Source organism: Novosphingobium oxfordense, assembly GCF_044029435.1.
Lineage (GTDB): Bacteria > Pseudomonadota > Alphaproteobacteria > Sphingomonadales > Sphingomonadaceae > Novosphingobium.
This window is the reverse complement of record NZ_CP147007.1, coordinates 542,916-555,097: the sequence shown is the minus strand read 5'-3', so window position 1 is coordinate 555,097 and position 12,182 is coordinate 542,916. Positions and strand designations below refer to the sequence as shown.

Below are 12,182 nucleotides of genomic sequence, written 5' to 3'. Positions count from 1 at the left end.
TTTGGGAGAAGCTCATATAGATCGGCGATGGCGAATGCAGTCCACGTGGTTACCAATTGATCCGTACACCTCCTTTGATTTCGAAGGCATGGAAATCGCCGCTGAAACCCCGATTATAGTCTCCCTGACCGTAGAGGGTCAGCCTGGGTTCAAGCTGGATCGACGCGCCTGCACCCAGTTCCCACCAGGTTTTGGAGAGATTGCCGTTGAAGGGCATGTATCCGGTCGCCGACGAAAATTCGGTCCGCGGCTGACCCAGGAACTCATGCCAGATGTTTCCGCGCAGCCAACCTTGCGCCTTGCCGGTGTTGGCGAGCCGCAGGCCAATACGGCCTACTAACGAGTCCAAGTCCCGGAAGCGGATCTGGGCGGCAGGGTCGTTGAACTGGTCAAGTTCGATCGCCTGGTAAATCAACTGGCCCTGTGGCTCGAGCTGCCAGTCGTCGTCGAAGCGGATAGGGTAGCCCCCCTCAAGGGAAAGGTCGAGCCCGAAACCGTCGGTACCGACTTTGGGCAGACGGGGCGAATAGAAGTTAACATTATACCATGTGCCCTGCGCTACGGCGTCAAGATATGCCCCGTTGGGCTCAAAATGGGTCCAATAAGCCCCGATCGAGAGGGTTTGGACCTTGTCGCGTCCCGCAGCGACCTGAAAATCGAGAATTTGATGATCAACATGCGCATCGATCTGGCCCAGTGCCGCCATGATGCCGGCATGATCGCGGTCACCGGTGCTGCCGTCGTCCCGCTTCTCTTCATTCCGGTAAAGGTCGACGCCAATCTGGAAAGCGAAGAGCTTGGAATCGTATGAATCTCCCTGGCCCAATTGGCCACGTGGCTCTCCATTTGCATGACCATCCCGATACAGGAAACGCCCCCAGGTGCCCGTCATCTTGTTCTCGTCACGAAGCGCTGGGTCCCCACGGAGTTGTTCCTCTTCCCCGACCCGTTCGTGAAGCGTGTCCAAGAGATCGAGCCCGAAGCTGCGCAGGAGGGAAGGGACGGCTGAATAAAGTGAAACCTCGGAGCGATAATTCGGGACCGGCGGAGTTGGGGTCGGCGTTGGAGTTGGAGTCGGAGTTGGAGTTGGGGTCGGCGTTGGAGTTGGGGTCGGAGTTGGTGTCGGAGTTGGGGTCGGTGTCGGAGTTGGGCACGGCGGAGATGGCGCACCCGGGGCTGAGCAGTCCAGCGTTGAGCGAAGGTACCAACTTTCCGGCCCGCTTGCGTCGACGCTGCCACGGTACAGCAGATACTCGTAGGGCCCGGCAATGACGAAGTTCCCCAGCGCAAATGCCCCTGCGGCCGTTGTGGCGGTGTTGATCGCATCGACTACCAGGATGCCATTGGCTTTCGTCAGGTCACCCAGCCCGGTTGTGTTGCTGATCGTCAATCGCGAATTTCCAGTGGCGGTGCCGCCATCGATGATTAGCCGATCGGAAGGTGAGCCGTCCGTGCCAAGATAGGTATTGAGTGAAACAATGCCGCCGGCCCCAGCGTAGTTCACCGTCGTCAGCGTCTTGTAACTTGCCAAAAGCGTCGCATCTGCCCCCGCTGCAAGCGGGGTGAAAAAGATCAGGCTCGAATCATTGGATGCCGATGTGACGTTGGAACTGCGCGTCATGTTCCATGTGGAATCATTCAAAAGCGAAATGTTGGTCGTCGCAGCCGCTTCGGTCGTATATCCACCGGTCAACGTGCTGGCCCCGTCGAGAGTGACATTGGCCGTGCTGCCGGCGTACGAAAAACTGTCCCCGGTGAGCTGGCTTGCGCCAGTGGCTGTCAGGTTGAAAACGGTTTGAAATGCGGCGCTGATGGGAAACGTCTCGATCAGCAGCGCGCCGCTGGCGGTGGTGCCTGTCAATGTCGCATCGGTTGGACCAGCAATCTCCATTGCCGTACCGAGTTGGCTGGTGAGCGTACTGTTCGTCAGCCGCAAACGATTGGGAGAATCGTTGATGTTGCTGGAAGAAAATCCCGCAGTGTCGAAAGTGGACGACCCGAAAGTCCCTGTTCCGCTCGCGCTGATTGTGCTCTCGGAAAGGTCGATCAGGCCTTGCGTCCCGGCCGCTGCTCCAGCGGTCCTCGATTCTATTTGCAGCGCGGCTCCGCCGCCTGTGGTGGATATCGTGTTGCCGCTGCCATTGATCGTGCCGTAGAGCGCAGCTGCGCCGCGAGACAACAGCCCTGTAGTGGTTATCTGGTTGTTAGTAAGTGTAACCGTCCCAGCGCGCAGCGCATAGGCGCCGGCGCCGAACTGCGCTAACACATTGGCTACCGATCCAGTGCTAGGATCGTAGCGCCATCGCTGGCGTGGAAAGCAGTGGAAGGCGTCACGCCCGTGGTTGAGAACCCTGTCGCGATAATGCCGCCTACGGGGAGAAAACTCGTCGATGTCAACTCGTAGAAGTTGGGACTGCTTGCGGAAATGTCGAACCGGCTTGTCCCTGTGATGACAGCCTGGCTCCCTGCACCGCGAGCGTAGACGCCAGAACCTGCGCTCAGCCCTCCGACGGTGAGATTGGAGATATTCGCCTGCCCCGCATTGATCGAAATCACCCCGGTAGATCCGGTAGTCGCCGATGAATTGAGATTGATTGTCAATTGGTCGACGGGCGCTTCGAGAATCGAGTTATCGATGGTTATGCCCGCACCGCCGACGCCTCCGGTGATGTTGAATACCGCCCCGGGCGCGAGCGCGAGCTGGCCCCCGTCATGAACATAGGCGGCCGTGCGTCCTGCCGATCCGCCACTTGCCGGCGCCAGCATGTTGACGGTGAGAGGGCCGGTGCTGTCAATTCGTCCGCCCTGATTGACGGCAAGGCCCACGAGATTTGTCCCGGTGGCGTTTACAGTTGGCGTGCCGTCTCGGAAGTGTATCTGCCCCGTATTTTCGGCAACGATGGCATGCGAACCTGTAAAGACGTCTGTGAAAGAGACGTTGATGGTACCGCCAGTCGTTACCACGCCTCTCGTGTTGACGTTCTGGGTCATGATCCTCGTTCGCGCGGCGGCTGAGCCGGCCAAATTTACCGTGCCTCCCGTATTCGCCTGCGCTCCCGTGGAGAGCGCTCCGCTGGTAGTGACATTCGAGCCGGTAGCGGAGAGTGTTCCGTTATTTTCAGCCAGAAGACCGATAGCGTTCGCGCCCGTCGTCGCCGTGCTCGTGGTCGACACGGAGGAATTGCTGAGCGTAACAGTCGAATTGCCCGAGCGTACACCCGCAATGTTCGCCCCGGTCGCGGTTATCGAGGCGTTGCTGATGGCGATAACGGAACCAAGCGAGGCATTGGCGCCGGTCATTGCGCTCGTGATCGTGCCGCCCGTAAACGTGGCCTGGCCGCCGCTGGTCGCGCTGATGCCCTCGCCACTCGCCGACACCGTAACGCCCGTCGCCTCAATCGAGCCCGAAGTGGTGACGCCGAGGCCGTGATTCAGAGTGCCGCTGGACGTGGTTATCGATCCGCCTTGAAGAATGATGGTACCACGGTCGGCGTTGGCGCCGATCGTGTTTGACCCTGTTGTCGAAGCAACTACGTTCGTGGCGTTGATCGTGCCGCCTAGCGCGCTCCTCAGCGCACTGGCACGTGCAATGATCCTCGTTCCGTCTTCCAACGTGATGGTGCCGCCGCCGCTGGCAAATGCGCCAAACGCCGACGCCCCGGTGGTGGTTAGGGTCGAACCGGCGAATACGTCGATCGATCCATCGCTTTCCGCGACCGCGGCGTGCGCTCCTCCGCTCCCCGACGTGGTGACCGTGATCGGCGCGCTGCTGGTAATCTCCCCGTTATTGAGTGCCCATAGTCCGATGCCGGAACTGCCGTTTGCGGCGGTGGTGGTGCTTGGACCGGCTGTAACGACGGTACCATTTGCTATCACCTGCTGCGCAAACGCGTCGGTACACAACCAAACCGCCGCTATGATAGCGATAGCTGAGGCACCGCCCAACGTGGGCGCACGCCGGATGCGTGCGGCGCAAGTGGTCCGGGTGTGACCGAAGCCATGCATGAGCATTCTCTTCCTTCGCCGCGTCGTAACGCTTCTTTCGGCTCATCCGGTCACGGAATTCCGCTCAATTATACCGCTTTGGCATGGCGAGCATTTAGCAGCGTAATCCAGCAAGCCGTAATAGCAGGCCGAGTGATGCGAATATGGCGCCCAAAAGATGACAAGAGTGTTTGCCTCAGGAGGCCCTGCTTCGACTCGGATATGCGCGCTTAAGCATCGCAAGCTAATCAAACAGGCAGTATCGGGTATAATCCGTAGAAAGCGTTTCTAGGCGCTCATGTTGTATACGATATTAAACCCGCAGCTTTCCGGCTGAGGAAAAGGTTACTGACGAACCAGTCATAGGCAGATCAAGAACTTTCCCTTGGGGAACCCGTATTGGGGGACCAATGCCGGGCTCCAAGGTTTCGTGAACTTGGCCTTGCGTTTCAGCTGACCGGAGAAACTGCGATGTTGCTTTCTGCCCTGACCGGTCCCGCGCCTTGTCCCTGCTGCGCTTATGCCACGCGGCTTCGGCCCTCCCGTTCACGCCGCTGCAAACGCTCACTCGCTTCCTCACCGGGGTTGGCGAGGCTTCGGGCAGATTGCCGGCCGCAAATGCTCGGCGCGCGCCCGCGTTGCAGATCGAAGGCGTGACCATCGTTGACCCGCGCGGGACGGCAGCAAGACCCCCGACATGACGATCGCCATGTGCGCCGGGCGTATCACGGATTTCTTCCCTTTCGCCTCCAAGCCCGTTCCCAACGGAGTGGAGGTGATCGACGGCCGGGGCAATACGTCGTTCCCGGCTCCAACGATATGCATTCGCATGTGGTGGAGCTCGGTGATCCGTCCGGCTCCCTGGCTCTAATGCTGGCCGAAGGCGTCACGGGATTCCGCCAGATGTCAGGCTCGCCCGCGCTGTTGACCGCGCGCAGCAAGGGCACGTTGCCGATCGGCGCAATCGCCCCGGCACTGCACGAAACGCCCGGCTCGCTGATCACGCCGTTCAACGCTGGTACCGTGGACGCTGTCGCCTGCGAAATCCGTCGGCAAAAGGCGCAGGGTGCCGATTTCATCAAGGTCGGCATGGTCGCGCCGGAGGTCTTCTTCGCCGCGATCGACGAGGCAAATGCACAGGGCATCCCGATCCTGGGCCACCTTCAGGAAGGAACCGACGCCCTGCAGGCAACCGCCGCCGGTTTCCGTTCGGTAGAACATCTAGGGCCCGGCAGCACCATCTGGATCTGCTGCTCGGACGAGGAAGCCGAATTGCGCGCCGACAGCTATCGGCGCGACGTCATAAAGGCGCCGCCGTTCCGGATACCGTTCCTCGAAACACTTGTCATGAAGCGGCTGGCCAGGATGCTGATCAACCCGGCGGCCTTCGCACAGCCCAAGGATGTCGATCGGCTGAAGCGGGCGATCGACAGCTACGATCCCGACAAAGGCCATGCCGTCGCTGCCAAGTTCCGTGAAGATGGCAGTTGGCAAGTGCCGACGCTGTTGCGCCTGCGCACGCAGGAATTGCGGACCGCGCCGAATACGAAAGCGACGAGATACTCGCCTACATGCCTGAAAAGGCCGTCAAGAACTGGCGCGAGGTGACTGCCCGCTACAAGGCACTCCCATCGGACATGCTGACTGCCTATCGCGAGGCTTATCCGCGCCAGCTCGAACTCGCCAAGCTGTTCAACGATGCCGGTGTCAGGATGATGGTGGGAACCGACGGCGGCTCCTATCTGGGGCCGGGCCTGACCTTGAGGCAGGAATTCCGGGACCTCGCGGATGCAGGGCTGTCATCGCTCGTCATTCTACAGATGGCCACGGTAAACGCCGCGCAATATCTGCATAAGGAAGCGGAGATGGGGCTGGTGGAGATCGGTTATGAGGCCGATCTCGTCCTGCTGGATGCCGATCCTCTCGGTCCTGTCGAAAAGCTGCATGCAATTGTAGGAGTGGTGCGAGCTGGCGCACATTATTCAGCCTCCAGCCCCGACGCGATCAAGCGCCGGATCGCCGAAGGCGGTGGTACGCTCCAGTGAGCTTGACCCCGCCAAATTGAGAGACCGCGCGGTGCGGCGCGCTTTCGCCGGTGGCCGCGAGATTGCGTTCCTGTCGGCTTCCACCGGTCCTAACGTGTCATGGTACATGAACGGTAGGAATTGCCGAATGTAACCGTTCCCTTGGCAGGCGCAAAGAACGGGTAAGTCCCATCGACAGCGCGGAGTTTTGGATCGGCGGCCAATTCTTGTGGCACGGCGACCGCGGCGGCAGTCTGCCATTCCAATGGTTCCGGTCAAACGTCCGATCTTGCACGAAGCGGCGAGCGTGTGGGGAAGGATCAAAATCTGCGGTGATCGCGCCCCTCGCCGATGTCGCAGGTCCTCCGAAGAGCCTAAGATGCGCGGCCCTGAAAGCTGATCTGGCCGGTTCTGCCATGGACGGCACAGCGGCTTGTTCAGGCCGCCGATCCGGTACCTTGCGCGGATGATGCCCTGGGCGATCTCAACGTCATGGAGATCCCGCCACCAGTCTACGCCCCAGTTGCTGATTGCCGCTAAGCGCTGCGTGGCAAGCCGAAGGGGCCCGACAGCCGACCCAAAATTGGATCATCCCAGAGGCGTCGAGGCTAAATCCGAAAAGGTGACGCCGAATCTCGGAAGAGCACACCCGCAAATTCGGCGCCACTTCATTATATGACAATCAGTGTCAGAAATGGCGTGAGACCGCATGTTTCATGCTTGGATGCAGCCAACGAACTCCCTCGCAACAAAGCAACTTCATGAATTACCGAGACGATTTCGCCGGAAAAAAATTAGGGGGTTCGGGCGCGCAACGTTAGTGAGGCGACGATGGAGCGCCCACCAGCGCGGTCGCAGCGGCCGCCGAAACGTAACCATCAACGCCTGCATGCCTTTGCCGGGTTAAGGCATGCACCGGAGAAGTGCGCGACCGACACCTCCAGCAGCTTTCTGCCTTCCGGGCAGAAACCGGTCATCCGATCCGCCGATGTGCCCGCTGTCCCCGACGTCGACAAAGCCGTTATCCCATGGCGCGGCGCGATCACGCTGACAGTCGCAGGACCCATAGGGATCGTTTCTTGCGAACGAAGAGAACCCAAGCTTGTGCTTCGCTGCACCCACGAAATCGGCGGCGCTGGTCTTGGGAAACCTCGCAGTCGTCGGACCGGGCAAAGAAACCAGAAAAGCGCCCCTCACCGAGGCTTGATCGGGCACTCCGACGGACCACCAGCAGGCAGGCGGACGACTGCGCAACGAGCCTGGCGCCTCGCTTTGCATGGCCGCAGCATCGTCCAGCGCGTAGCAGCAATCATCACGTCGAGGCGCGGCCCGGTTCGATGGGCTAAACCGGCGCATTTGAGGGGCCTCTGCAGCGTATTTTAGTGCATGGATCCCGAACCGTCGATACTCGGCAAAGTAATGGAGCGCGCCATGCGAGTTCTCCTGTGCTAGCAGCGCGGAGAACCGACCTCCGCTCGCGGCGAACTGCATATGACGCAGGATCGTTGGGATAAGAGAGGAGACTCTCCCGCGCTTCGGGTCTGCGGAGACCTGCTCTAGTGCGGCGCGGTGGAGACCGGGGGCAAGGAAGCATGGAGTGGGCCGCGACAAGACACGGTCCACTCCACGCCCTACGGTTAGAACTCGGTCCATCCGTGCTGGTCTTGCCTGCCAGTCCCGCCAACTCGTGCTCCCGATGGAACGGCTAATCCGGCCGGCTCTTCCCTGTGACTGCGAACAATCTGCGGACGAAACGCGCGCGGCGAGGCAGCGCTCACTTTGAACATGGTTGTCTGCCCGGACAAAGTGGAGACTTCGTTCGAAAGATTGCGAGCTGCCGCTGAGGTCTGCTCGACCATGGCAGCATTTTGCTGGGTCGACTGGTCCATTGCTCCAATGGCGGCGCTGATCTGCGTGATCGCGGTGGACTGCGCCTGATTGTCCGCAGCCATCGCGCCCAGTAGGCCGTGCACTTCGCTGACGTCCCCCGCTATCGCGGCGAGGGCATTGTCGACCTTCTGCACCATTTCCACGGCCGAGACGATGTCGGTCTGGGTGGCGGTAAGTTGATCGCGGGCGCGCCCCGCTTCTTCCTCCGCCCGCATGGCAAGTGCCGAGACGAGGTCGGCGACGACGGCGAAGCCGCGCCCCGCTTCTCCGGCGCGTCCGGCCTCGACGGCGGCATTCATGGCGAGGACGCGGGTCTGGAACGCAATCTTGTCGAGACCTTCGATCACGTCATCGATGCCCTTGGCGCTCTCGGAAACGCGCGTCATGGCCTCGACCGCTGCGTTCGCGGTCGATCTTCCTCCCGCCACGGTTGCGATCGCCCCGTCCGCGCGCTCGACAGTGCGCCCGGCCGAACCTGCGGTTGCGCGAAGGCGTCCATCGATCTGCATGATCGCTGCGGCCGTCTCCTCGAGGCTGGCGGCGTTGGTCTCGGTCCTGCGTGCAAGATCATCCGATGCCTGTGCAATTTCACCTGCACCGGAGCGAATGCCGGCCGTACTTTCCGTTACCGCAGCGATGAGCGTGCTGAGGCTGGCAAGGGCATCGTTGAAATTGGCTTTGAGCGCGGCGTAATCGGCAGGAAACTCCGCGTGGATTTCTGCCGTAAGATCGCCTCGGCTCAATGCGGCCAGGCCGTCGCGCAGTGTGGAGGTCACGACCTGCTGTGCCGCAGCAGCCCGGGCATCGGCCTCGGCGCGATCGACAGCTGCAATGCGAAACTGTTCCACGGCATTGGCGACATCGCCCAGTTCATCACTGCGCTCCCGGTGCGGCACATTGGCCTCGCCACCTTGCGCAAGCGCCGTCGTCGCATCTGCAAGCTGTGCCATTGGGTTTGATACCGTCCGAGTGATGAGACGCCAGATGACGAGGAGGCATGCAAAGCCCAGTACCGCCATGGCGACGACCGACCAGAAAGCACGCGAGGCGGATACCTGACCTGCATCGTTCGCGGCTCTGGCCCGGTTCTGCTGCAGCGCCACGAGATTTCGCGCCTCGTCGGAGGCGGCATCCGATGCTTCCTTGCCGTCGCCTTGCACGAGAGGCAGGGCTGCCGCCGGTCCCTGGCTCTTCCTTAGTTCCATGATACGCGCATCTACCGTATCGAGACGATCGATCTTGGCTTTCAGCGCGTCGAGTTGAGGGGCGAACTCGCCGGCTAGAGGCCGGTAGTCCTGCATGGCCTGCTCGATGGCAGCCCGGTTCTTTGCCATACGGGACGCATAACGGGCTTCCCCTTCAGGCGAGTTCACATACATCTGGGCAAAGACGATGACCCGGTTTTCCCTGAGGCCTGTCATCATTCGCCCCAGGGCTTCGGTGCCGGCTATCCCCCGTTCGACGTGCCGCGTCGCGATGGCCGCAAGCTCGGTCATTGCATAGATTCCCGTGCCGGCGATGCCGGCCATCAGGGCTCCGATCACCGCGAAGGTGACCAGCATCTTTCGTGACAGGCGCCAGCTGTTGAAGACTTCGATCATGGAAAATGTGGCCTCCCTGTCTGCCAGCCGGACGCTCCATGCGCCCAATAGACTTATAGAAGACCGCGGTGCGTTTTCGTCGCGCCCTCGATGGCCCAAGTGAGTGTGATGATGAATCCTATGACGCGGGTCATGGTTGTTATGCACCGCTGCAGCCTTTGCGAGGTCGCCCATTCTCTTTGGCGGACGGCAATGCTTTCAACTTTCCGCCGCTGCGGATTTTTGTCTGCAGTTACTGCCCAGCATACGCAGGCAGGGCGCTGAAGGACCATAATCGTCGCAGCCTTTGCGATCGCAAGAAACCTATTGAACCCGTGGAATTTCCTTGGTCCGCCGACCGAGAGCGCGCTGCGTAAGATGGCGCCGCCGAGTTCGTGGACAGAAAATTTGGTGGCGTCGATTGCACGTGTTTTTGCACTAGGCTGAACGGCTACCGGCGCACGTGTCCGCGCGCCTTCACAGTGGTGGTTCCGCTCGCGAGACGGTCGCCCACTTGCACTTCCGGCTCTACTCCTTCCGGCTATTGGTAGGTCAGTCTCGGCCTGTCGTTGCCTCGTTTTTCGACGAGATCGTCATATCCTTTGCCGAAACTGCCGGGTCCGGTGCCGATATCGAGCCGCGAAAAGAGGGAGGCGGATTGAGCGCGCATCGCTGTCGTCGGCTACCGCACAGACTTTGGGCCGCCGGCCAACCTGCTACCGCCGTAGGCTAATGCTGTTGCGGAAGCGCAACTCCGATGCCGACCTCCGAGAAAACCTCTCGCCAACTCGGGATTAGCCCCGATGGGCCTCCCGCTGGACCTCGTGTGAACTCCCCTGACGATTCGATGTGCAGGTGGAGGCGACCATGTCGGACGAGAAGCCGAATATCCGGGGAGACGTCAATCAGATGATCGATGGAGCGCTTCAACATCGCAGTAAATGAGCCACGCCGGGCTGCGGAGCGCTTCAGGAAGAGGATGCTTTTCAGACGGCGCCGGAGAAACCTATGACGACCCCTCTTTCCAGCTGGGCTGAAGGAACAGCGAAAACTACAATCCTCCAGTTCGTTGAACGGGTGACCGACGCGGATGGAAGCGAATTTGTCCCGCCAGAAGGTCGGATCGCGACGTTCGACAATGATGGCACGCTTTGGTGCGAGCAGCCTCTTCAAACCCAGTTCTTCTTTGGGCGGGATCAGCTTCAAAAGATGGCGGCTGAAGATCCGGGTCTGAAAGAGCGCCAGCCCTACAAGGCGTTTCTCGAGCACGATATAGGAGCGATCAAGCAACTGGGAAAACAGGCCTTCTTCGAAGTCGCTTCCGCCGCGCACGCAGGGATGACCGAGGACGAATTCCATGTACATGCTCGGGACTGGCTGGTTCACGCCCAAAACCCCGCAAAAGGACGGCGCTTCGTCGATCTGGTGTATCGCCCGCAGCTTGAGCTCATGGAGCATCTACGGCAGAATGGCTTTCGTGTTTTTATCGTGTCCGGTGGAGGGATCGACCTCATTCGAGCCTTCTCTGAAGAGGTCTATGGCATCGCGCGCTCGCAGGTCGTGGGTTCAAGCGTCAGGACCCGGATGGAAGTCTGCAATGGGAAAGTGGATCTTCTGAAACTTGCGGAATTACAGAGCTTCGACGACCGGGAAGCTAAGGTGCAGAATATCGCCCTTCATATCGGGCGCCGGCCGATATTCGCTTTCGGAAACTCGGATGGCGATCTCGCGATGCTTCGGTACGCTTTGTCGGGAAGTGGTCTGCGATTGGCTCTTCTGCTTCACCACGATGATGGAGAACGGGAGTTTGCTTACGACCGGGAATTCGCAATCAGTCCCTTGGCGGAGGCTCTCGATCGCGCGGAGGAATTGGGCATCACGGTGGTCAGCTTCAAAAATGACTGGCGAGATGTCTTTGCTGAACAGCGCTCGTTCCGCGAAGATGAATTAAGCGCCGCACGGCCGGCTATACAGAGATAAAATCGCCTTTTCGACGTTAGTCGGCCAGCGACAGCTGAGGTCGCGGTCAGATCAGAGGGGCGGCGACGTAGGCGCTCGAAGGAGTGTATGGGGCAACAGTCGTCGGGACGGGGCTCGAAGACGAGGGAACGGCAGAGCGCCAGCCAGGCGCGCAAAGTTGAAATGGATCAGGGCTGCGAACTCCCATATTGGCCCGTGGCTTATCGCACTGCCCATCGACGCCGGACAGACGGCAGTATCCGACTACGTGCTGACAAACTCCCGATTAATGCTTGCATCCTGGCGGCTCACGCAAGTCATTCGCCGCCGTGGTCCTGAACGGCAACAATATCGCAAGCCCCCGGCGTTCATGTTCACCCTTGGGCGATGGAGGCAGGTTTGCAGAGCCCGATTTCACACCACGAACGGCAGCTATGTCGGCGGAAGTCTCCGGGTGGAGCACAGCGATATTGGCAGGTCGCGCGCCGTTAAGGCGTTCCGCAGATCGCGGCACTACCGGTCCCGTGAAAACCGGCCAACCGTCGGCTGACCTGCTGCCAAGGGGTAGTCTGCCCAGCCAACGGCAGTCCACACTTGCTCGAATGTTGGCGGTCCCGATCTTCCACGAGCGGCGGCGTTGGTTACCCAGCGCCCGAAGCTGGCGCTGTTCGGGTGGTCGTCGAAAAACAACAACAATATTGCCACGATTGAAAGGGACGTTATATCGTCACATGATTCGCGGCTC

7 protein-coding genes are annotated in these 12,182 nt (G+C 60.4%); 3 read left to right on the top strand and 4 right to left on the bottom strand.

What is annotated here, in order from left to right:
- Window positions 1-49: 49 nt before the first annotated feature.
- Window positions 50-2,266: an autotransporter outer membrane beta-barrel domain-containing protein gene (locus tag WBP07_RS22425; RefSeq protein ID WP_395396074.1), complete on the bottom strand. Its 2,217-nt coding sequence runs from the start codon at window positions 2,264-2,266 to the stop codon at window positions 50-52.
- Between the two features lie 5 nt (window positions 2,267-2,271).
- The gene (locus WBP07_RS22420) at window positions 2,272-3,903 is read right to left on the bottom strand and encodes a beta strand repeat-containing protein (RefSeq protein WP_395396073.1); all 1,632 of its coding nucleotides are present in this window, start codon (window positions 3,901-3,903) and stop codon (window positions 2,272-2,274) included.
- 744 nt (window positions 3,904-4,647) lie between these two features.
- Between WBP07_RS22420 and WBP07_RS22415 the strand changes: the two genes are divergently transcribed.
- Both WBP07_RS22415 and WBP07_RS22410 read left to right on the top strand, forming a co-directional pair.
- The gene (locus WBP07_RS22415; RefSeq protein ID WP_395396072.1) at window positions 4,648-5,592 is read left to right on the top strand and encodes a hypothetical protein; all 945 of its coding nucleotides are present in this window, start codon (window positions 4,648-4,650) and stop codon (window positions 5,590-5,592) included.
- On the top strand, window positions 5,556-6,029 hold the full coding sequence (locus WBP07_RS22410; protein ID WP_395396071.1) for an amidohydrolase family protein: 474 nt from the start codon (window positions 5,556-5,558) through the stop codon (window positions 6,027-6,029). Before WBP07_RS22415 ends, WBP07_RS22410 begins: the two co-directional genes overlap by 37 nt.
- Window positions 6,030-6,911: 882 nt before the next feature.
- On the opposite strand, the gene WBP07_RS22405 is transcribed toward WBP07_RS22410, so the two are convergent.
- Together WBP07_RS22405 and WBP07_RS22400 are read right to left on the bottom strand one after the other, a co-directional pair.
- Window positions 6,912-7,286, bottom strand: coding sequence for an alpha/beta hydrolase (locus WBP07_RS22405; RefSeq protein WP_395396509.1), 375 nt, complete (start codon window positions 7,284-7,286; stop codon window positions 6,912-6,914).
- Window positions 7,287-7,645: 359 nt separating this feature from the next.
- Entirely contained in the window at window positions 7,646-9,499 is a 1,854-nt protein-coding gene (locus tag WBP07_RS22400) for a methyl-accepting chemotaxis protein (protein WP_395396070.1), read from the bottom strand.
- A 987-nt stretch (window positions 9,500-10,486) separates the two neighbouring features.
- Between WBP07_RS22400 and WBP07_RS22395 the strand changes: the two genes are divergently transcribed.
- A complete protein-coding gene (locus tag WBP07_RS22395) occupies window positions 10,487-11,458 on the top strand; it encodes an HAD family hydrolase (RefSeq protein WP_395396068.1) in 972 nt (323 codons plus the stop codon).
- Window positions 11,459-12,182: the final 724 nt, after the last annotated feature.

What these genes read in the sequence shown, in the direction of transcription:
- WBP07_RS22410 (WP_395396071.1), top strand. Translation starts at nt 5,556, where the DNA reads ATGCCTGAAAAGGCCGTCAAGAACTGGCGCGAGGTGACTGCCCGCTAC.
- WBP07_RS22405 (WP_395396509.1), bottom strand. Translation starts at nt 7,286, where the DNA reads ATGCAAAGCGAGGCGCCAGGCTCGTTGCGCAGTCGTCCGCCTGCCTGC.
- WBP07_RS22400 (WP_395396070.1), bottom strand. Translation starts at nt 9,499, where the DNA reads ATGATCGAAGTCTTCAACAGCTGGCGCCTGTCACGAAAGATGCTGGTC.
- WBP07_RS22395 (WP_395396068.1), top strand. Translation starts at nt 10,487, where the DNA reads ATGACGACCCCTCTTTCCAGCTGGGCTGAAGGAACAGCGAAAACTACA.